This is a genomic window from Comamonas sp. B-9, assembly GCF_000410635.1.
Lineage (GTDB): Bacteria > Pseudomonadota > Gammaproteobacteria > Burkholderiales > Burkholderiaceae_C > Comamonas.
Map to the genome: position 1 here is coordinate 31,585 of NZ_KE148661.1, position 20,303 is coordinate 51,887.

Genomic DNA, 20,303 nt, shown 5'->3' on the forward strand with positions numbered 1-20,303 from the left:
AGGAGACAAGATGAAAGCAAAGCTCAAAGCCATTGCCCAGGTGGCATGTTTGGTCGCCCTGTCCGCAGGCGCTGCCCAGGCACAAGAAAAGGTGAAGATCGGCTTCATCACCGACATGTCAAGCCTCTATGCTGATGTGGAAGGCAAGAACGGCGCAGTCGCGATCCAGATGGCCATCGATGACTTCGGTGGCAAGGTGCTGGGCCAGCCGATCGAGATGGTCTCGGCCGACCACCAGAACAAGGCCGACATCGCTGCCTCCAAGGCGCGCGAGTGGATCGATACCGCAGGCGTGACCATGCTGTTTGGCGGCACCAACTCCGGCACGGCGCTGGCCGCTGCCAAGGTGGCGCAAGAGAAAAAGCGCGTCTACTTCAACAGCGGCGCGGGCTCCTCGGCACTGACCAATGAGCAATGCAGCCCCTACACCGTGCACTATGCCTATGACACCGTGGCGCTGGCCAAGGGCACTGGCGGCGCGGTGGTGGACCGTGGCGGCAAGTCCTGGTTCTTTCTGACGGCCGACTACGCATTCGGCCACTCGCTGGAAGCAGACACCACGGCCGTCATCAAGGCCAAGGGCGGCCAAGTGCTGGGCTCGGTGCGCCACCCGCTCAACGCGTCTGACTTCTCGTCCTTCCTGCTGCAGGCGCAAAGCTCCAAGGCCCAGATCCTGGGCCTGGCCAATGCCGGCGGCGACACCATCAATGCCATCAAGGCCGCGCGCGAGTTCGGCATCAACAAGACCATGAAGACCGCTGGCTTGCTGGTCTTCCTCTCCGACATCCACAGCATGGGCCTGAAGAACACCGAAGGCCTGCTGCACACCACCAGCTGGTACTGGGACCTGAACGACGAGACACGCAAGTTCGCCGACAAGTTCTTCGCCAAGACCAAGCGCATGCCCACCGATCTGCATGCGGCGGACTACTCGGCCACGATGAACTACCTGAAGGCTGTCGAAGCGGTCAAGACCACCGATGCCGACAAAGTCATGGCCTACCTGAAGAGCACGCCACTGAACGACTTCTACGGCAAGGGCGTGATCCGCCCCGATGGCCGCTACGCGCACGACATGTACCTGGTCGAAGCGAAGTCGCCTGCCGAATCCAAGAAGCCCTGGGATTACCTGAAGGTTCTGTCCACCTTGCCTGCGGACCAGGTCTGGACGACCAAGGCCGAATCCAAGTGCGCGCTCTGGAAGTAAGCACCGCTCACACCTAACCTGCGTCTTTGCTGCTGGCTGCAGCTGCCCGCCATCGCTGATGGCCCGGGTCGCAAAAGCAGCGGCATGACGCCAGGCGTGTTGTGTTCATTCACTGACTCGTGAGCTTTTCATGGAAATTTTTGGTATCTCATTACCGGCCTTGATGAGCCAGCTGCTGCTGGGTCTGGTCAATGGCTCGTTCTATGCCATTCTCAGTCTGGGATTGGCCGTGATCTTTGGCCTGCTCAACGTGATCAATTTCGCCCACGGCGCTTTGTTCATGCTGGGTGCCATGTTCACCTGGATGGCGGCATCCTACTTCCAGGTCAATTACTGGGTGATGCTGCTGCTGTCGCCGATTCTGGTGGGCATTATCGGGGTGTTGATAGAGCGCTTTTTGCTGCGCCATATCTACAAGCTCGACCACCTCTACGGCCTGCTGCTGACCTTGGGGTTGTCGCTGCTGATCGAGGGCGTGTTCCGCTCGATCTACGGTGTCTCGGGCCTGGGCTACGACACGCCCGAGCTGCTCGAAGGCGCCACCAATGTCGGCGTGATGCTGCTGCCCAACTACCGCATGTGGGTGGTGGTGGCCTCGCTGATCGTCTGCTTTGCCACCTGGTATGTGATCGAGAAAACCCGCCTGGGCGCCTACCTGCGTGCCGGCACCGAGAACCCCCGTCTGGTCGAGGCTTTCGGTGTCAACGTGCCGCTGATGATCATGCTGACCTATGCGTTTGGCGTGGGCCTGGCCGCCTTTGCCGGCGTGCTGGCAGCGCCCGTCTACCAGGTTACGCCGCTGATGGGCCAGAACCTGATCATCACCGTGTTCGCGGTGGTGGTGATCGGTGGCATGGGCTCCATCATGGGCGCCATCGTCACCGGTCTGGCACTGGGCGTGATCGAAGGGCTGACCAAGGTCTTCTACCCAGAAGCCTCGGCCACCGTCGTGTTCGTGATCATGGTCATCGTGCTGCTGGTGCGCCCGGCTGGCCTGTTTGGCAAAGCGAAGTGAGGTGAGGGGATGAATTCCAAGAAGTTTGCCAAACTGGGGTATGGGTTGCTGCTGCTCGGCATGATCGCTGCGCCGTTCATGGGGGCCTACCCTGTGTTCGTGATGAAGCTGATGTGCTTTGCGCTGTTCGCCTGTGCGTTCAATCTGCTGCTGGGCTACACCGGTCTGCTGTCCTTTGGCCATGCCGCCTTCTTTGGTGGTGCGGCTTACGTCACCGGCCATGCGATCAAGGTCTGGCACCTGACGCCGGAGCTGGGTATTTTGTTCGGCGTGGCGTTCGGCGCCTTGCTGGGTGTGGTGTTTGGCTGGCTGGCCATTCGCCGCCAGGGGATTTATTTCTCGATGATCACCTTGGCGCTCGCCCAGATGCTGTTCTTTGCCTGCCTGCAAATGCCCTTTACCGGTGGTGAGGACGGCCTGCAAGCGGTGCCGCGCGGCAAGCTGTTTGGCGTGCTGAGTCTGGAGAGCGACTGGACCATGTACTACGTGGCCCTGGCCATCGTGGTGCTGGCCTTCCTGCTGATCATGCGCACGGTGCATTCGCCTTTCGGCCAGGTGCTCAAGGCCCTGAAGGAAAATGAGCCACGTGCCATCTCGCTGGGCTACGACGTCAACCGCTTCAAGCTGCTGGCATTTGTCATCTCGGCTGCGCTGGCCGGTCTGGCCGGTTCGCTCAAGACGGTGGTGCTGGGCTTTGCGACCTTGACCGACGTGCACTGGACGGCATCGGGCCAGGTCATCCTGATGACCTTGGTGGGTGGCCTGGGCCTGCTCTCTGGCCCGATCGTCGGCTCGGCCGTGATCGTCGCGCTGGAGAACAAGATCGGCGATATCGGCACCTGGCTGTCGCGCCTGACCGGCGTCGAATGGTTCAACACCTTGGGTGAGTCGGTGACCATTGTGACCGGCCTGATTTTTGTGATCTGCGTGCTGGCGTTCCGCCGCGGCATCATGGGTGAGTTGATTGCCTTCATGGACCGCAAGAAGAAATAGCGGAGGCTTGCAGACCCGCCCAAGTCAAAGACCCGCATTGCGCGGGTCTTTGTTTTTGGGGAGGGCGGGGAGGGCGGTCTTACTTCCAGAGCTTGCAGCTGGATTCGGCCTTGGTGGTCCAGACTTCGTCGGGGCTGAGCGTCTTGAGCACCTTGAAGTAATCCCAGGCGCCTTTGGACTCGGCCGGGGCCTTGACCTGCATCAGGTACATCTCATGGGCGTAGCGGCCATCGGGGCGGACAACGCCCTTGGCATAGAAGTCGGACAGGGGCTCGGCCTTCAGCGCGGCCATCACCTTGTCCGAATCGGTGGACTTGATGCGGTCGGCCGTCTTCAGGTAGGTCATCATCGCCGAGTAATCGGCCGCCTGCAGCGAGGTGGGCATCTTCTTGAACTTCTCGAAGAAGCGGTCCGAGAACTTGCGGCTTTCCGGGTTCAGGTCCCAGTGCCAGCTGTCGGTGAACATCAGGCCTTCGGTCTGCTTGAGCCCCAGGCTGTGGATGTCCGAGCTGAACAGCAGCATGCCAGCGAGCTTCATGGTCTTGGTCACGCCAAACTCGCGCGCGGCCTTGATGGTGTTGATGGTGTCGCCACCGGCATTGGCCATCGCCAGAATCTGGGCCTTGGAGTTCTGCGCCTGCAGCAGGAAGGACGAGAAATCCGAGGCATTGATCGGGTGCCGCACGGCGCCCACCACGCGGCCACCTGCGGCCTTGATCACCTTGGTGGTATCGGCCTCCAGCGCATGGCCAAAGGCGTAGTCGGCTGTCAGAAAGAACCAGTCCTTGTCGCCCAGCGCCACAATGGCGCCGCCGGTGCCCTTGGCCAGGGCCACGGTGTCATAGGCATAGTGCACGGTGTAGGGGCTGCACTGGTCATTGGTCAGCGCCGAGGTGCCCGAGCCGTTGACGATGATAAGGCGCTTTTTCTCCTCGGCCACCTTGGCCATCGCCAGGCCGGTGCTGGAGGTGGTGCCGCCCACCAGCATCTGCATGTCGCGCTGGTCAAACCATTCGCGGGCCTTGGAGGCGGCCAGGTCGGCCTTGTTCTGGTGGTCGGCCACCATCAGCTCCACCGGCTTGCCCAGCAGCTTGCCGCCAAAGTCATCAATCGCCATCTGCAAGGCCAGCGCCCCGCCCTTGCCATCGACATCGGCATAGACGCTGGACATGTCGGTGATGAAGCCGATCCGCACCTTGTCTTGCGCCAGCGCACCTTGGGCGAGCAGGGCCAGCACACAGCCAGCGGCAGCGGCCGCAATCGCGCGTCGCCGGTGCGGCCGGGCAGAACGCAAAGAGGGCATTGCAGGAACATTCATCGGAAGGTCTCCTTGTTCAAATAGACAGGCGTGCAGTGCGGCTGCCAGGTGCGGCGCACGCGTGGGCTGCTGCGCCCCGATGGTTGCAGGCTGCTTGGCGCGCGCCTACTGGGGTAAGCACCAGCGCGGCGCAAAAACGGGGCTGCGCGCGCGGCGCGAAGCGGCTATACTGCTCGCAGCTCCGGGGTGTGCGAAAGCGCTGAGATGCCAAAGGCAGTTGCAAGACTGCTGAGTAGTGAACCCGACGAACTTGATCCGGTTCATGCCGGCGGAAGAAGAGCGGGACCCTGAAAGCACAGCGGTGGAAGGCAGGCAGCGTTGCATGGCACGCGCCTGTGGCCACCTGCCACGCACACCCCAGGCGCCTCGCGCACTGGGGTTTTGTCTTTTTTGGGGACGACACCTGTCAGCGCGCAACAGGTGCCGCCATGGCCAGCCAACAGCGGCCCTGGCACCACGCACAGCACGGCCGGGCCGGGGTGTAGTCGATGGGCGTGTTGCGGCCAAGCAGCCATGCCTGGCGTGTTGCAGCAGAAGAGGGCCGGCACGTCTCGGAGCGTTCGATGAAATCAACCGCTTTGAGGAGACTGCCATGAACGCCCCTGAGTCCCTGTTCATCCCCGCCACCGGTGATGCCCCCGATGCCGAACGCTTTAGCGAACTGCTGGCCCAATCGCGCCAGCCTTTTCCCGCGTCGACCAAGTCCTATCTGGCCGGTGCCATCCACCCGCAGCTGCAGGTGCCGGTGCGCGATATTGCGCTGACCAATGGAGAGCAGGTCAGCGTCTACGACACCTCGGGCCCCTACACCGACCCGGCCGTGGCCATCGATGTGCGCCAGGGCCTGCCCGCGCTGCGTGCCGAATGGATCGCTGCGCGCGGCGACAGCCAATACTATGTGGGGCGCCAGCGCGTGGCGCTCGATGATGGCGGCAAGCGCGGCGAAGAAGACCTGCGCGTGGCCCAGCTGCGGGCCGAGGCCGCTGCATTGCAGCGCCAGCCGCGCCGCGCCAAGAGCGGCGCCAACGTGACCCAGATGCACTATGCACGCAAAGGCATCATCACCCCCGAGATGGAGTATGTGGCCCTGCGCGAGAACGGCCGCCGCGAATGGATGGCCGAGTACCAGCGCGATGCCGCGCGCGAGGCACGGCTGGCGGGCAACAGCCTGGGCGCGGCCATCCCCAAGATCATCACGCCCGAGTTTGTGCGTGAAGAGGTGGCGCGGGGCCGGGCCATCATCCCGGCCAATATCAACCACCCCGAGATCGAGCCGATGGCCATTGGCCGCAACTTCAAGGTCAAGATCAATGCCAATATCGGCAACTCGGCCGTGACCTCGAGCATCGAGGAGGAGGTCGAGAAGCTGGTCTGGGCGATCCGCTGGGGTGCGGACAATGTGATGGACCTGTCCACCGGCAAGAACATCCACACCACGCGCGACTGGATCGTGCGCAACTCGCCGGTGCCCATTGGCACGGTGCCGATCTACCAGGCGCTGGAGAAGGTGGGCGGCGTGGCCGAGGACCTGACCTGGGAGATCTTCCGCGACACCCTGGTGGAGCAGGCCGAGCAGGGCGTGGACTATTTCACCATCCATGCCGGCGTGCGCCTGGCCTATATCCACCTGACGGCCCAGCGCCGCACCGGCATCGTCTCGCGCGGCGGCTCCATCATGGCCAAATGGTGCATGGCCCACCACCGCGAGAGCTTCCTCTACACGCATTTCGAGGATATCTGCGACATCATGAAGCAGTACGACGTGAGCTTCTCGCTGGGCGATGGCCTGCGCCCGGGCTGCGCCTCGGATGCCAACGACGAAGCCCAGTTTGCCGAGCTGGCCACCCTGGGTGAGCTGACCCAGCTGGCCTGGAAGCACGATGTGCAGACCATGATCGAAGGCCCCGGCCATGTGCCCATGCACATGATCCAGGCCAATATGACCGAGCAGCTCAAGCACTGCCATGAGGCGCCGTTCTACACCCTGGGCCCGCTGACCATCGACATCGCGCCGGGCTATGACCATATCGCCAGCGCCATCGGCGCAGCGATGATCGGCTGGTTTGGCACCGCCATGCTGTGCTACGTCACCCCCAAGGAGCACCTGGGCCTGCCCGACCGCGATGACGTCAAGCAGGGCATCATTGCCTACAAGATTGCAGCGCACGCAGCCGATGTGGCCAAGGGCCACCCGGGGGCCCGGGCGCGTGACGATGCGCTCAGCCAGGCGCGCTTTGATTTCCGCTGGGAGGACCAGTTCAACCTGGGGCTGGACCCGGACACGGCCCGCGCCTTCCATGACGAAACCCTGCCCAAGGACAGTGCCAAGGTGGCGCATTTCTGCTCGATGTGCGGGCCCAAGTTCTGCTCGATGAAGATCACGCAGGAGGTGCGCGAGTTTGCCAAGAACCAGGGCGTGGCCGAAGAGCAGGGCATTGCCGTGGGTATGCAGGCCAAGGCGGCGGAGTTCAACCGGGCGGGCGGCGATTTCTACATCCCGATCGCCAGCGACACCACGGCCAGATAAGGACGCGGCGGGCGTTGACCCCATGCGGCCACCACCTGGTGGCCGCATTGGCGCCTCGGTGTCAGCAGCATTTGCTGCGCTGCACTAAACTGCGGACTGCCATCTGCCAGCCCCTTTCAACGCCAGAAAGCCCTTTGCCATGAACGTCACGCAAGCCATGAAAGAGCGCCGCTCGGTGCGCGCCTTTTTGCCCAAAGCTCCCTCTGCCCACGAGGTGCACAGCCTGATCGCCGATGCGGCCCAGGCGGCATCGGGCGGCAACCTGCAGCCCTGGCGGGTGGTGGCGCTGGCGGGCCATGCGCTGCATGAACTGACTGATGCGATAGCGGACGCGCAGCCGTTGCCCGAAGGCGGTAACAACTACACCTACCCGCCCAACCTCTGGGAGCCGTATCGCACGCGCCGCTTCAAGAATGGTGAGGACCTGTACAAGACCATCGACATTCCGCGCGAGGACAAGGCCGCGCGCCTGGAGCAGCTGGCCAAGAATGGCCGCTTCTTTGGCGCCCCGGTGGGCCTCTTGGTGTTTGCCGACGAGCGCATGGGTTATGCGCAGTGGGTGGACCTGGGCATTTATCTGCAGTCCCTCATGCTGCTGGCCACCGAGAGCGGCCTGGCCACCTGTGCCCAGGGCTACTGGCGCCGCTATGGCGACACGGTGGAGCGGGTGCTCAAGGCGCCAGAACCTTACCGTGTGGCCTATGGCATTGCGCTGGGCTATGAAGACCTGTCGGCGCCCATCAACAGCCTGCGCGCCGACCGCGCACCCTTTGGCGACTGGGCGCAGATGCGCGGGTTTGACTGAAGCTGCTCAACGGGAGCATCAGACCGCGATATAGCGGTCCTTGCGGTGGTTCATCGCCACAATCAGGTTCAGGATGACGGCGCCTGCAATCGACCAGGCGACCGACACGGCCGGCACCAGCCACAGCGCGAAGGCCACGATGAGGCAGTCCAGGCCCATCTGCACCTTGCCGGCCGACCAGCCATGGCGCTCCTGCAGGTAGAGCACCAGAATGCCAAAGCCGCCCAGGCTGACCCGGTGGCGGAACAGAATCAAAAAGCCGGTGCCCAGCAGCACACCGCCAAGGATGCCGGCCAGCGGCTGGGACACATAGGAGATGGAAAGCAGCGCCGGCAGCAGCTCGGTGAGCCAGGACGTGGCCACCACCGCGATAAAGGTCTTGACCACAAAGGCAGTGCCCATGCGCTTGGCCGCCAGCCAGTAGAACGGAAAATTCAGACAGAAGAACAGCAGGCCCAGATCGGTGCCGGTGGCGTAGTGCCCCAGCAGTGCAATGCCGGCAATGCCGCCGGTCAGCAGCCCCGCGCTTTTGTACAGCACCAAGGCGGTAGAGATCAGCAAGATGCCGACCGCCATCGCGATGCCATCCTCCAGCCAGGAATGGCCGGAGGAGCCGGTCTTGAGCGCCCAGCGGAATTTGTTGGAGGTCAGTTGGCTCACGCGCGCAAAGCCTGCGCTGGCAAAGAGGCGGTATCGGGTCATGGGAAGAGGGCAAGCAAGAGTCCTGCCAGCTTGGGGCGCAGCGCATGCCCCCACTCTGACCAGGCGCAAGCAAAAGGCGAGATAGCCCTTAAATATAGGGCTAACCCTTATCCCTCAAACCCTGCCGAGGATTGGCGCAGCCCGGCTGCAGGCTGCTTTTCCCGGTTCAGTCGCTTACTTCCAAATGGGGCACTGGGCCTCTTGCTTGCTCGCAAACAGCGTCTCGCCCGGCAGCGCCTTGAGCAGCTTGAACGAGTCATGCTTGCCCTTGGACTCCTCAGGCGTCTTGACCTGCAGCAGGTACATGTCATGCACATAGCGGCCATTGGGCTCGATCTTGCCCTTGCCGAACATGTCGTTCAGCGGCATAGACTTGAGGGTCTGCATCACCTTGTCGGCATCCAGGCTCTGCGCCTTTTCCACGGCCTTGAAGTAGCTCATTGCCGAGGAGTAGTCGGAGGCCTGCAGCGAGGTCGGCATTTTCTTGGTGCGGGCGTAGTAGCGGTCGGTCCAGGCGCGGGCCTCGGGCGAGCGGTCCCAGTACCAGCTGTCGGTGAACATCAGGCCACCGGCGAGCTTGAGGCCCAGGCTCTCGACCTCATTGGCGAACACCATCAGCGCCACGGGCTTCATCTTGGGCGTAATGCCAAACTCGCGCGCCGCCTTGAGCGCGTTCATGAAGTCACCGCCGGCATTGGCCAGGCCCAGGATCTCGGCCTTGCTGGCCTGCACCTGCACCAGGTAGGACGAAAAATCGTTCGCATGGAAAGGCGCACGCACCGATTTGACGATCTGGCCGCCCTGGGCCTGCACCACCTGGGTCACATCGGCCTCCAGGGTGTGGCCAAAGGTGTAGTCGGCGACCAAGAGTGCCCAGGTCTTGGCGCCTTGCTCTGACACCGCCCGGCCCGTGCCGCGCGCAATGGCCGTGGTGTCGCTGTTGTAGTGCACCCAGTACGGCGAGCACTGGCTGCCCGTCAGGTTGGAGGAGTAGGCGCCATTGATCAGCAGCACGCGCTTTTTCTCATTGGCCACCTGGCCCATGGCCAGCGCCGTCGCGGTGTTGGTGCCGGCAATCAGCAGCTGTACATCCTGGGTGTCGACCCATTCGCGCGATTTGGTCGAGGCGATATCGGCCTTGTTCTGGTGGTCGGCCGACAAGAGCTCGATCGGGCGGCCCAAGAGCTTGCCGCCAAAGTCCTCGATGGCCATCTGGATAGCGGTCACGCCGCCCTTGCCATCGCCGTCCGAATACTGGCTGGACATATCGGTGAGAAAACCCAGGCGCACCGGCGCTGGTGCCTGTGCCTGGGCCGTGCCGGTGATCGCGCAGCAGGCGAGGGCACAGGCGCTGAGCGCGGGCCGAAAGCGCAGGGAGGTTGGGGTTGACATACGAGACTCCTTTGTTATGGGTTGCTTTGGTGGTGCAACAGCCATGCTAAGAGCAGATGCCAGATGGCGACAGGGTAGAAGCCGCGGCGCCGCGCCGCGGTTGTCACCCACGTTACCGGGCGCGCTGTGCAGAGGAATATTTGATAAGTTAATAAATACAAATAAATACCAAATAACACATAGGAATATTTGTCCAGAGGGCATGCTGCTGTAAGAGCGGCTCTGTCAAATCTTCTTCATCAGGATGTCACCCGCCGTTGCAACACTCCCGCCTTTCTTTTGGGATCCCTATGCGACGCTTACCCCTTGTGGCCGCCATGGCCTCTTTGCTCATCCTCACCACACAAACCACGCCAGCGGCAGATCTGTCGGTGCAGACCCCCGCTGGCCAGGCACTAGAGGCCAAGCTGGCCGCCGCTGACCCGCAAGGCCAGGTCTATGCTGAGCATGTATTCAATGACCCGGCAGCGACCAAGCTGCCTGATGGCTGGCGCCCAGCCTCATGGAATAAGGGCACGGTGACTATGGATGCCAGCACCGGCAATCTGCTGATCAACGGCAAGGCCAATGACACTGCGATGACGGCAGTCCTCCTGCCTGTGGAGCTGGAGAAGCTGTCCAACTACCGGGTGGATGTGGAGTTCAGCTTCGAGCAGCAGAACAACGCCACGCGCTGGGGCAGTGTGATGTACCGCACCTCGCCCGCCACAAATTCTCCGGCGCACGAGCCCTACTACCAATTTGCGATTCGCCAGACGGCCACGGCCAACAATGGCACCGAATTTGCGCTCCGCAAGGCGAATGCCTGGTCGGTGCAGGGCACCAAGCCCTTTACCGAGGCGATCAGCGCCGCGAAAACCTATACCGCCAGCGTCGTGGTCTATGGCAACCGGGTGCGCCAGTACCTCGATGGGGCCTTGCTACACGATACGGTGATGACGGCCGACATGGCCAACGGGGGCATTGGCATGTCGACTGCCGGCCTCGTCATGCGTGTCAAAAGCATCAAGGTGACCGAGCAGATCACGCCACTGCCTGAGTTCGATATGCCCGTGGCCGTGCAGGACGCCGGCAGCGCAGCGGCAATGGCACCCACCCTGGTACAGGCGGCAGAAGGCCTGCAATCGCTGGCTGGCACCGGCGCCAGCAATGCGCTGTGGACGCTGGACAGCGCCCTCAATCTGCTTGACGCCAGCGGCGCCACGGTGGGTACGCTGGCGGCCTACTTTGCCCAGCCCAACCGCAACACCATTCCGCTGTTGCGCATCCAGGATGCAGCGACCCTGAATGCGCTGGTGACCTTCTCCGACCAGGTGCACAATCTTGCCGACCTGACCTTGCTGTCCAGCGATGTGGCACTGCTCAAGCAAGCCCGCGTGGCGCTGCCCAAGCTGCGCACAGCGGTGGATTTCAGCGAGCGCAAGCTGACCACGTCCAAGGCCGATCTGCTGACCATCGTGGGCGATACCAACCGGGCGGGCGCCAAGATCGCGATCCTGCCCGAGGGCCTGACAACCCGCGCATTTGTCGCCCACCTGCAGCGCCTGCTGATCACGGTGTGGAGCAATGCCGAGGCCGCCACCCCCGAGCAAGCAGCGAAGGTGCTGGTCAGCGGTGTCAACGGCGTCGTCTCTGCCAACAGCGCCGCCTACGCCGAGGTGCTGCGCAAGCTGCCCGCCAACACCTTGCTGCGCAAGCCGCTGGTCATCGGCCACCGGGGTATGCCCAGCCGCGAGGACGAGAACACGCTGGAAAGCGCCAAGGCGGCAGTGGCTGCCGGTGCCGATGCCGTGGAAAACGACATCTACATCACCACCGATGACCACCTGGTCATCATGCATGACGCGACAGTAGACAACACTACCAATGGCACTGGAGCTATCGAGAATATGACGCTGGCGCAGGTTAAAGCCCTTGCCAGCAAAACCAAGGGCTACAAAGTGCCCACCATGCGCGAGTACTTCCAGGCCTTCAAGAACAATCCGATCACCCATGTGATCGAGCTCAAGAGCAGCAACCCGCGCATCATTGCCCAGCTCAAGAAGGAAATGGCCGAAGAGGGGGTGGCGGACCAGTCGGTTGCGATCTCCTTCATTGCCGACCAGCTCAAGCGCAGCGGCGAGCAAATGCCCGAGCTGACGGGCGGTTTCCTCAACAGCATTGCCGACAGCGCCGATGTGCCGGCCAGCGTACGCAATGTGCTGGAAGCGACCCAGGCCAACTCCTCGACCTTCAACCCCAGCTACACCGCCATTCGCCAAAGCACGATGGAAGCGGCCAAGCACCGGGGCGTGACCTTCTGGCCCTGGACAGTGAATACGGCCACTGACTTCTACAAGTACTACAGCTGGGGCACCAACGGCATCACCACCGACCACGCCTACCTGGCCAGCAACTTCCCGGTCGAGATCGCTGCCCAGCCCCAAACGGGCGCACTGGCCTTGAACGAGCCGCTGAGCCTGGGTGTGACCCTGACCACCCAACTGCGTGCGCAAAGCGATGCTACCGCCACCGAGCTGGTATACCTGGGCGGTACCGCTACGGCAGTGCCCGATGGCAAAGGAGGCCTCAGCTTCAGCAGCGCAGGCACGGCCATCGTCATGCCCGGCTACCGCTACCAGATGGATGGCACCTACAGCTATGTGATCATGGGCCAGCCGCTGACCCTGGTGGTGGGCGATGGCAGCGATGGCGTGGTGGGCACACCCAATGCACCTGCTGCCGGTCATGTAAGCTGCAGCAGCGCTGTGCCCGGCCAGACCAGCACCTGCGCCGTGGTGCCCCAACCGGGCTACCAGCTGGTGGGCCTGGCGGCAGGCAGTACCTGCCCGGCCGGCCAATGGAATGCCGACCAAACGGCCTACACCACCGGCACGATTGCAGCGCAGTGCCAGGTGCGTTTTGACTTTGTGGCCAAGCCGGCCAGCGCATCCCTGACCCCCATCGGCAAGGACGGCGAGATGCAAGCCACCGTGCAAGGCGGCGGCACGGGCCTGTGGGCCTTTGATGCCGCGCAAGCGGTGGCCGTAAGCCCGGCAGCGGCCGCGCCCAGTGGCCTGAGCTTTCCGTTTGGCGTCGTCAGCCTGCAGCTGACCGGTGGCCAGCCAGGCCAGAGCGCCACGGTAGAGATGACCTACCCGCAGGCGCTGCCGGCCAATGCCAAGTACTACAAGTTTGGCAAGACCGCCGACAACAACCAGGACCACTGGTATGCCTACCCCAACGCCACGATCAGCGGCAACAAGGTCATCCTGACCCTCACCGACGGCCAGACCGGCGACGACGACCTGCTGGCCAATGGCGTCATCCGCGATCCGGGTGGTGTGGCCGTGCTGGCCGATGACCCCGGCACGCCTGGCACCCCTGGCGCTACCGCCACCCCCGTGCCTACCTTGGGCCATGCAGCACTCGCGCTGCTATCGGGCGGCATGGGCCTGCTGGCCTGGCGCCGCAAGCGCAAGGCGCTGGTTTGATCGTTAGGGTTTGATGGGTAGTTGACCGCCAGTGGCGCCTTGGGGTGCCCTGGCGGCTTTTTTCAAGCGCAGGCATGGCGCAAGCGGTAGGGTGCGTCAGGGCACTTCCGATGCGTCGCAAAGTCGGCTAGATTGCTAGCTGATTTTGATGATATGGATCAGATGCAACTTTATTCCTACAAGCTGGATTTCCGTATTTGGCATCCAAGCATTGACCCGCAGATAGTCACCGAGACACTGAGGCTGGAGCCCACGCATTTCTGCATGGCGGGGCAGCCGCGCAAAACCCCCAAGGGGCGTCTTCTGGGTGGCATTCATGCTGAAAGCTATTGGAGCGCCGATCCATTCAAGCGGGGCGAATATATGTCCTCAGACGATGCTGCTGAGGATGCGATTTCTGCAGTGCTTGAGCTGCTGCGTCCACATAAGCATTTTCTGCTTCTATTGCAGGGTCAAGGTGGGCGCTTGGTGTTACAGATCAGCAGCTTCAGCGCGCGCAACTACGCTATCGTGTTGCCGCCCGATTTGCTGATGGAGATGGCCGCGCTTGGCATCAGCTGGGCCCATGATGTGTATCCCTATGCGCAGAGCTGGTAGCGCAATCTTTTGATCGCCGAAGACGGAACTCAAACCACCTGCCCAACCCCCCGTGCATCCGGCATGCGCGATGCCCAGGCAAACACCGCCATCCCCAGCAGCACCGTGACTGCCAGGCCCAGCGCCAGCAACAGGCCGCTGTGAAAGAGCTGCGGCGCCACCAGGCCCGAGATGATGGTGAAGACCATCATCTGGCTAAAGCCCTGCAAGGACGAAGCCAGGCCGCGCATCTGGGGGAAATGGCCCATGGCTTCCAAGGTCAGGATGGGCATCAGCTGTGAGATGCCAAAGGTGTAGAGCGTGATTGGCAGGACGGCCCAGGGGACGCTGGGCTGTTGCGTCAGGCTGTTGTAGAGCAGGTTGCTGGCGCAGGCGATGAGCAGGCAGGCATAGCCGATGCGTTTTTGCAGAGCAGCTGGGATGCGGCGGGCAAAGAGGCTGGAGACGGCCGAGCCCAGCATGGTGCCGGCGATCAGCGGGATGAACAGCCAGCCCAGCGCAGTTTCGTCCTTGCCCAGGATGGTCATCACAAACTCGGCTGCGGAGCTGATGTAGATGGAGTTGGCGCCGGCCATCAGCGCCAGGCCAATGAGCATGGTGCGGAATTTGCGGTTGCGCAGCGCCTGCAGGTAGTTGCCGGCAATGACGCGCAGCTTCAAAGGCGTGCGGCGCTCGGGCGGTAGCGTCTCGGGCAGCTGGCGCCAGATCAGCAGTGCCAGCAGCGCGCCAAAGCCCGAGAGGAAATAGAAGCTGTAGCGCCAGCCGCCATGGCTTTGCAGCCAGCCGCCCAGCACGGGCGCCAGCGCAGGGGCCAGGCCAAACACCATCATCACCAGCGCCATCATGCGCTGCGCCTCGGCACCCTGGTGCTGGTCTTGCACCATGGCACGCACGATGACCATGCCTGAGCCGGCGCACAGGCCCTGCACCAGGCGCATCAGCACCAGCGATTCGATCGAGCCGGCAAAGGCCGCTGCCAGCGAGGTGATGCAGTAGCCGATGGCCGAGACCATCAGCACGCGGCGGCGGCCAAAGGTGTCGCTGAGCGTGCCGTAGAACAGCATGGTGCTGGCCATCGCAAACACATAGACGCTCAGCGTCTGCTGCACCGCTATCGGCGTGGCGCCAAATTCCTGTCCGATGGCATGGAAAGAGGGCAGGTAGGTATCGATGCCCAGCGGACCAATCATGGTGCACAGGGCAAACAGCAGGGTGAGCGTAACGGGTGACTTTTGCATGGGGCGCTGGGCGCTGCCCTGGGCCGCGATCACAGCAAGCGCTGCCTGGCCCTGCGGGCGGAGGAAGAAGCGGGTGGGGGCTAAGGCGCCGAAATGAAGAACCACCGCCTCTCAGAAGAGGGGAGCGGCAAAGTGGCAAGCAAGCATTTAACCAAAAAATGCCGCTGCCTGTGCCCGCTGGCGGCGCCGCCGCAAAGAGCTGGGACATTGGCTCGCTGCAATGCAAAGAGCGCGAAACTGTGTACACATTTCGCGCTCTGGGCGGGTATCGGTGTTGTAGAGCGTTTAGCCCGCGCTGGGGCGCTCGGCGCCCTTGGGGCGAAATGCCTTGCAGACCGCTTCGTCGGTCTGCAGATAGGGGCCGCCGATCAGGTCCACGCAGTAGGGCACGGCGGCAAAGATGCCGGGCACCTGCTGCTGGCCTTCGGCGTCCTTCAGGCCTTCCAGGGTCTGGGCAATGGCCTTGGGCTGGCCGGGCAGGTTGATGACCAGGCTGCTGCCCCGGATGACGGCCACCTGGCGCGACAAAATCGCGGTGGGCACAAACTGCAGGCTGATCTGGCGCATTTGCTCGCCAAAGCCGGGCATCACCTTGTCGGCCACGGCCAGGGTGGCTTCGGGCGTCACATCGCGTGGCGCGGGGCCGGTGCCGCCGGTGGTCAACACCAGCGCGCAGCCAGCGTCCACCAGCTCGATGAGGGTCTGGCTTATCAGTGCCTCTTCGTCGGCAATCAGGCGGGTCTCGTACTGCAGCGGGTTGCGCAGCGCGCGGCCCAGCCAGTCCTGCAGCGCAGGCAGGCCCTTGTCTTCATAGACGCCACGGCTGGCGCGGTCGCTGATGGAGACCAGGCCAATCTTGACGCTGTCGCAGGTGTTGCTCATGGCCGGACCCCTTGCGCTGCCATCAGGCCTGGTCATCGTCGTCATCGCCGTCTTCGGGCGCATCGGCGCTGCTGCGGCTGGCGCTGTGGGCGGCCATCACATGGTCGCGCACCAGCTGGAACAGCTCACGGTAGGCGCGGCCCTTGCGGGGCGCCTGGCCGGTCGATTCCTGCACATTGGCCTCATGGGCGCCGGGCATGTCCTTGCGGGCCTGGCGCACCAGCGAGCGCAGCTGCTGGATGTCGGTATCGGGGGCTTCATTGATCCACTGGGCGACGGCGTCGTCGCTGACGATCATGCGGTCGCGCCACTGCTCGGCCGCATGCAGCAGGGCCTTTTCCAGGCTGGAGCCTTCCTTTTGCTCGGACAGGGCGGCATTGATGGCAGCAACTTCGCTGTCTTCGAGCTTGCGCATCAGCTTGCCGATGTACTGCATCTGGCGGCGCTTGCCCTCGAAATTGGTGATGCGCTTGGCTTCGGCCAACGCGTTGGCCAGGATCTCGGGCAATTCCAGGCGCTTGAAGAGATCGCTGCGCAAGGTCAGCAGCTCTTTGCCCAGGTCTTGCAGCTCATCCATCTCTTTTTTCAGATCGGATTTGCTCGACTCGGTCGTGCCTTTGAGCTCGGCCTTGAGTTCGATATCGAGCTCGCTGCCTTCGGCCACGAACTTGCCGCGAACGAAATAGCCTTTTTTGGGTTTGCGTGACATGGTTAAATGCTTTTGTTCAAAAGGCCATCGCCCGGCGCAGTGCCTGGGCGATGGCGGTTATCAGTATCATAGCGGGCAGTATGAATAAATCCGTATCCAGCTCTAACAGCCAAGGCGATGCCAAGGCTGAGTCCGGCTTCAGCTACAGCCGCGCATTTTTCAAAGATCTCGTCGAGCAGGCGCTCTCGCATGCCAAAAAACTGGGGGCCAGTGACGCCGGGGCCGATGCCTCCGAAGGCTCCGGTCTGTCGGTGAGTGTGCGCAAAGGCGAGCTGGAGACGGTGGAGCGCAACCGGGACAAATCACTGGGGGTGACGGTCTATCTGGGCAAACGCCGTGGCAACGCCAGCACGTCTGATTTCTCTGCCCAAGCAGTGCAGCGCACCGTGCAGGCGGCCTATGACATTGCACGCTTCACCGCCGAGGACCCTATCGCAGGTCTGCCCGACGCAGCCGACATTGTGCCAGCAGCCGAGCACCGTGCGCTCGAGCTATTCCATCCTTGGGCCATTGACAGCGAGGCGGCGGCCCAATTGGCGCTGCAGTGCGAGGCCGCAGCCTTTGCCACCGACAAGCGCATCACCAACAGCGAAGGGGCCGGTGTTTCGGCCCAGCAAAGCCATTTCTACAGCGCCCATACCAATGGTTTTGCCGGCGGCTATGCCAGCTCGCGCCACAGCCTGTCGGTCGCGCCGATTGCCGGCAAGGGGGCCGACATGCAGCGCGATGCCTGGTACAGCAGCATGCGCCGTGCGGGCGATCTGGCCGATCCGGCCGTCGTGGGCCGCTACGCTGCCGAGCGCGCACTCTCGCGTCTGGGCGCGCGCAAGATTGCCACCACCGAATGCCCGGTGCTGTTCGATGCACCGCTGGCTGCTGGCCTCGTGGGCTCGCTGGTGCAGGCCATCAGCGGCGGCGCGCTCTACCGCCGCAGCTCCTTCTTGCTGCATTCGCTGGGCAAGAAGGTGTTCCCCAAGCATATCCAGCTGATCGAAGATCCGTTCATCATCGGCGGCAAGGGCAGCGCGCCTTATGACGACGAAGGCGTGCGCGTGGCCAAGCGCTCGGTGATCGAGGACGGCAAGGTGGCCGGCTATTTCCTGTCCACCTATTCGGCCCGCAAGCTGAGCATGCGCACCACCGGCAACGCCGGCGGCGCCCACAACCTGCATTTCTACTCGACCAAGACGCGCCCGTCGGACGACCTCAATGCCATGCTGCAAAAGCTGGGCACGGGCCTCTTTGTGATCGAGCTGATGGGCCAGGGCGTGAACCCGGTCACCGGCGATTACTCGCGCGGCGCCAGTGGTTTCTGGGTCGAAAACGGCCAGATCGCCTTCCCGGTCGAAGAGATCACGATTGCCGGTAACCTCAAGGACATGTTCAAGGGCATCGAGGCCGTGGGCGCCGACGAGTACAACGCCGGCTCCAAGACCCTGGGCAGTATCTTGGTCAACCGCATGAAGGTGGCAGGGTCCTGATCCCGCGCCGTTCAATAGCTTCCAGCCCGCTCAGAGCCATCCAATCCAGGGGCGGCGGGCGGGTTTTGTTTTTTTGAGTGAGCAGCTGGCCAAGGCTGGCCAGTGCCGTAAGGAGTGGGCTGTGTTTACCGGCATTATTCAGGCAGTGGCGCGCATCAGCGCGATCGACGACCAACCGGGGCTGCGGAGCTTTACCGTGGCCTTCCCCGAGGGCTTTTGCGAAGACCTGGCGATAGGAGCGAGCGTCTCGCACGACGGCGTGTGCCTCACGGTGACCGAGCTGCTGGACGCCAGCCATGCCCGCTTTGATGTGATGCAGCAAAGCCTGAACATCACCACCTTGGGCGCGCTGGAGCTGGGCTCGCCAGTGAATGTGGAGCGCGCTGCCAAGGATGGCGCCGAGATTGGCGGCCACCCGCTGTCGGGCCATGTGGACTTTACCGGCACCCTGGCGCAGGTGCGCCAGTTCGACAACAACCATGTGATGCGCGTGGCGGTACCCGAGGCCTTTCGCCGCTATGTGTTTGCCAAGGGCTATATCGCCATCAATGGCGCCAGCCTGACCGTCGCCGAGGTGAACCGCCAGGAAGGCTGGTTCGAGGTCTGGCTGATTCCCGAGACCTTGCGCATGACCGTCTTTGGCGACAAGCGCGCCGGCGACCGCCTGAACATCGAGATCGAGCGCAGAACCCAGGTCGTCGTCGACACCGTGCGCGAAGCGGTGGATGAGAGCCTGGGCCAACTCAAACCCCTGCTCGAAGCGCTGTTGCGCGAGAAGGGCTTGAGCCTGGATGACCTGGTCACGCCGCCGCAGTTGCCCAAGGCTTGATGCCCAAGGTCTAGATCAACGAGTGGCCACGATAAAGATCCGCGGGAAGGGCAGCAGCACCGTGCCGCTGGGCAGCGCCTGGTAGGCCTGGCGGATGGCGGCCAGGTAGTCGGCCAGGAACTGCGTCTTCTCCTGTGCATCGAGCTGCGCCAAAAATGGCCGCAGCGCCGAGCCCTTGAACCATTCCACCACCGCCTCGTGGTTGGCCAGCGGGTGCATATAGGTGGTGCGCCAGGCATCGACCCGGCGGCACAGCGGCTGCAGCAGTGCGTAGTACCAGTCCAGGCTGTGGCGGTCGGGGTGGCGCACCGCGCCGATGCGCGAGGCCCAGGGGCCTTGTGCGGCCACTTCGCGTGCCAGCACATGGGCGGGCTCTTGCAGGTTGTCGGGCGTCTGCACCGCCAGGCTGCCGCCGGCGTGCAGTTGCTGCAGCAGCTGTGGGTAGAGGCGGGCATGGTCAGGCAGCCACTGCAGGCTGGCATTGGCCAGGATCACATCCACGGCCGGCGCAGCCTGCCAGTTGCCAATATCGGCCAGCGCAAACGGCGTCTGCGGCAGGCGCTCGCGTGCAGCGCGCAGCATGTCTTCGTCATTGTCCAGGCCGGTCACAGTGGCACTGGGGTAGCGGGCTTGCAGCACGTCGGTGGAGTTGCCGGGGCCGCAGCCCAGGTCGATCGCGGTCTGCACCTCGGTGTTCGGAATGGCAGCCACCAGATCGCGCACGGGACGGGTGCGTTCGGCTTCAAACTGGCTGTATTGCTGGGCGGACCAGGTCATGGGGTTCTCCTTGTGTGGTGCTGGGCACTGTAGTGCGCTTTACCCATGCTGACAAATGCGCTATAAAAACCTTATCCATACTTTTGAGGTATTGCTGGATGGAGCTGAGACATTTGAAGGCCTTGGTCTGCATTGCCGAATGTGGCAACCTGACCCGGGCTGCGCAGCAGCTGGGCATGCAGCAGCCGCCGCTGACGCGCTTGCTGCAGCAGCTGGAGGCGGAGATGGGCACGCCGTTGATGGAGCGGCTGCCCCGAGGCATGCGGCCCACCGCGGCTGGCCTGGCGCTGGTGCAGGAGGCGCGCATGGTGCTGGCCCGGGTGGAGGCCATGGCCGGCCTGGTGCAGGATGCCGCCCA

Annotated in this window: 17 protein-coding genes and 1 riboswitch; of the genes, 10 read left to right on the plus strand and 7 right to left on the minus strand. The window is 63.3% G+C overall.

Translation table 11 applies throughout. The features are described 5' to 3' along the window. Positions 1-10: 10 nt before the first annotated feature. The 3 genes from H928_RS0122810 (at position 11) to H928_RS0122820 (ending at position 3,215) form a co-directional block, all read left to right on the plus strand. A complete protein-coding gene (locus H928_RS0122810) occupies positions 11-1,207 on the plus strand; it encodes an ABC transporter substrate-binding protein (RefSeq protein ID WP_021028575.1) in 1,197 nt (398 codons plus the stop codon). A 130-nt stretch (positions 1,208-1,337) separates the two neighbouring features. Then, positions 1,338-2,222 (plus strand): branched-chain amino acid ABC transporter permease, encoded by an 885-nt coding sequence (locus H928_RS0122815; protein WP_021028576.1) that lies wholly within the window; start codon positions 1,338-1,340, stop codon positions 2,220-2,222. A gap of 9 nt (positions 2,223-2,231) precedes the next feature. Next, complete coding sequence (locus tag H928_RS0122820; RefSeq protein ID WP_021028577.1) at positions 2,232-3,215, plus strand: branched-chain amino acid ABC transporter permease; 984 nt, start codon at positions 2,232-2,234, stop codon at positions 3,213-3,215. Positions 3,216-3,294: 79 nt separating this feature from the next. Here H928_RS0122820 and H928_RS0122825 read toward each other — a convergent pair whose 3' ends face one another. Next, entirely contained in the window at positions 3,295-4,518 is a 1,224-nt protein-coding gene (locus H928_RS0122825) for an ABC transporter substrate-binding protein (protein ID WP_148293273.1), read from the minus strand. Positions 4,519-4,705: 187 nt separating this feature from the next. Beyond that, a riboswitch (TPP riboswitch) is annotated at positions 4,706-4,827 on the plus strand. A gap of 298 nt (positions 4,828-5,125) precedes the next feature. Between H928_RS0122825 and thiC the strand changes: the two genes are divergently transcribed. Both thiC and H928_RS0122835 read left to right on the plus strand, forming a co-directional pair. Next, the gene (gene thiC / locus H928_RS0122830) at positions 5,126-7,060 is read left to right on the plus strand and encodes a phosphomethylpyrimidine synthase ThiC (protein WP_021028579.1); all 1,935 of its coding nucleotides are present in this window, start codon (positions 5,126-5,128) and stop codon (positions 7,058-7,060) included. A gap of 139 nt (positions 7,061-7,199) precedes the next feature. After that, on the plus strand, positions 7,200-7,865 hold the full coding sequence (locus tag H928_RS0122835; RefSeq protein WP_021028580.1) for a nitroreductase: 666 nt from the start codon (positions 7,200-7,202) through the stop codon (positions 7,863-7,865). Between the two features lie 18 nt (positions 7,866-7,883). On the opposite strand, the gene H928_RS0122840 is transcribed toward H928_RS0122835, so the two are convergent. Both H928_RS0122840 and H928_RS0122845 read right to left on the minus strand, forming a co-directional pair. Beyond that, a complete protein-coding gene (locus tag H928_RS0122840) occupies positions 7,884-8,567 on the minus strand; it encodes a YitT family protein (RefSeq protein ID WP_021028581.1) in 684 nt (227 codons plus the stop codon). Between the two features lie 174 nt (positions 8,568-8,741). Further along, positions 8,742-9,959 (minus strand): ABC transporter substrate-binding protein, encoded by a 1,218-nt coding sequence (locus H928_RS0122845; protein ID WP_021028582.1) that lies wholly within the window; start codon positions 9,957-9,959, stop codon positions 8,742-8,744. A 317-nt stretch (positions 9,960-10,276) separates the two neighbouring features. Between H928_RS0122845 and H928_RS29425 the strand changes: the two genes are divergently transcribed. Both H928_RS29425 and H928_RS0122855 read left to right on the plus strand, forming a co-directional pair. Next, entirely contained in the window at positions 10,277-13,432 is a 3,156-nt protein-coding gene (locus tag H928_RS29425) for an IPTL-CTERM sorting domain-containing protein (protein ID WP_158400612.1), read from the plus strand. Between the two features lie 153 nt (positions 13,433-13,585). Then, positions 13,586-14,029, plus strand: coding sequence for a DUF4279 domain-containing protein (locus tag H928_RS0122855; RefSeq protein WP_021028584.1), 444 nt, complete (start codon positions 13,586-13,588; stop codon positions 14,027-14,029). Positions 14,030-14,058: 29 nt separating this feature from the next. Here H928_RS0122855 and H928_RS29430 read toward each other — a convergent pair whose 3' ends face one another. The 3 genes from H928_RS29430 to yjgA all read right to left on the minus strand — a co-directional run bounded on the left by H928_RS29430 (position 14,059) and on the right by yjgA (position 16,858). After that, the gene (locus H928_RS29430; protein WP_084635934.1) at positions 14,059-15,267 is read right to left on the minus strand and encodes a multidrug effflux MFS transporter; all 1,209 of its coding nucleotides are present in this window, start codon (positions 15,265-15,267) and stop codon (positions 14,059-14,061) included. Positions 15,268-15,552: 285 nt separating this feature from the next. Next, positions 15,553-16,149 carry a molybdopterin adenylyltransferase gene (gene mog / locus H928_RS0122865; RefSeq protein WP_021028586.1) on the minus strand — a complete coding sequence of 199 codons (597 nt, stop codon included), beginning with the start codon at positions 16,147-16,149 and terminating at the stop codon, positions 15,553-15,555. A gap of 22 nt (positions 16,150-16,171) precedes the next feature. Beyond that, positions 16,172-16,858 carry a ribosome biogenesis factor YjgA gene (gene yjgA, locus H928_RS0122870; RefSeq protein WP_021028587.1) on the minus strand — a complete coding sequence of 229 codons (687 nt, stop codon included), beginning with the start codon at positions 16,856-16,858 and terminating at the stop codon, positions 16,172-16,174. Positions 16,859-16,938: 80 nt separating this feature from the next. Here yjgA and pmbA point away from each other — a divergent pair, with 80 nt between their 5' ends. After that, complete coding sequence (gene pmbA / locus H928_RS0122875; protein ID WP_021028588.1) at positions 16,939-18,339, plus strand: metalloprotease PmbA; 1,401 nt, start codon at positions 16,939-16,941, stop codon at positions 18,337-18,339. A 121-nt stretch (positions 18,340-18,460) separates the two neighbouring features. After that, the gene (locus H928_RS0122880; protein ID WP_027011298.1) at positions 18,461-19,168 is read left to right on the plus strand and encodes a riboflavin synthase; all 708 of its coding nucleotides are present in this window, start codon (positions 18,461-18,463) and stop codon (positions 19,166-19,168) included. A 15-nt stretch (positions 19,169-19,183) separates the two neighbouring features. On the opposite strand, the gene tam is transcribed toward H928_RS0122880, so the two are convergent. After that, positions 19,184-19,945, minus strand: a complete 762-nt coding sequence (gene tam / locus H928_RS0122885) for a trans-aconitate 2-methyltransferase (RefSeq protein ID WP_021028590.1) — start codon at positions 19,943-19,945, stop codon at positions 19,184-19,186. A 98-nt stretch (positions 19,946-20,043) separates the two neighbouring features. On the opposite strand from tam, the gene H928_RS0122890 reads away from it, so the two are divergent. Next, positions 20,044-20,303 (plus strand): LysR family transcriptional regulator (locus H928_RS0122890; RefSeq protein WP_148293272.1); only part of this gene is annotated, 260 nt, incomplete at its 3' end.

Excerpts from the sequence above, each read along its gene's own strand:
- mog (WP_021028586.1), bottom strand. The coding sequence starts at position 16,149 with ATGAGCAACACCTGCGACAGCGTCAAGATTGGCCTGGTCTCCATCAGC.
- H928_RS0122840 (WP_021028581.1), bottom strand. The coding sequence starts at position 8,567 with ATGACCCGATACCGCCTCTTTGCCAGCGCAGGCTTTGCGCGCGTGAGC.
- H928_RS0122815 (WP_021028576.1), top strand. The coding sequence starts at position 1,338 with ATGGAAATTTTTGGTATCTCATTACCGGCCTTGATGAGCCAGCTGCTG.
- tam (WP_021028590.1), bottom strand. The coding sequence starts at position 19,945 with ATGACCTGGTCCGCCCAGCAATACAGCCAGTTTGAAGCCGAACGCACC.
- thiC (WP_021028579.1), top strand. The coding sequence starts at position 5,126 with ATGAACGCCCCTGAGTCCCTGTTCATCCCCGCCACCGGTGATGCCCCC.
- H928_RS0122835 (WP_021028580.1), top strand. The coding sequence starts at position 7,200 with ATGAACGTCACGCAAGCCATGAAAGAGCGCCGCTCGGTGCGCGCCTTT.
- H928_RS29425 (WP_158400612.1), top strand. The coding sequence starts at position 10,277 with ATGGCCTCTTTGCTCATCCTCACCACACAAACCACGCCAGCGGCAGAT.
- H928_RS0122855 (WP_021028584.1), top strand. The coding sequence starts at position 13,586 with ATGGATCAGATGCAACTTTATTCCTACAAGCTGGATTTCCGTATTTGG.
- H928_RS29430 (WP_084635934.1), bottom strand. The coding sequence starts at position 15,267 with ATGCAAAAGTCACCCGTTACGCTCACCCTGCTGTTTGCCCTGTGCACC.
- H928_RS0122845 (WP_021028582.1), bottom strand. The coding sequence starts at position 9,959 with ATGTCAACCCCAACCTCCCTGCGCTTTCGGCCCGCGCTCAGCGCCTGT.
- pmbA (WP_021028588.1), top strand. The coding sequence starts at position 16,939 with ATGAATAAATCCGTATCCAGCTCTAACAGCCAAGGCGATGCCAAGGCT.
- yjgA (WP_021028587.1), bottom strand. The coding sequence starts at position 16,858 with ATGTCACGCAAACCCAAAAAAGGCTATTTCGTTCGCGGCAAGTTCGTG.
- H928_RS0122820 (WP_021028577.1), top strand. The coding sequence starts at position 2,232 with ATGAATTCCAAGAAGTTTGCCAAACTGGGGTATGGGTTGCTGCTGCTC.
- H928_RS0122825 (WP_148293273.1), bottom strand. The coding sequence starts at position 4,518 with ATGCCCTCTTTGCGTTCTGCCCGGCCGCACCGGCGACGCGCGATTGCG.
- H928_RS0122810 (WP_021028575.1), top strand. The coding sequence starts at position 11 with ATGAAAGCAAAGCTCAAAGCCATTGCCCAGGTGGCATGTTTGGTCGCC.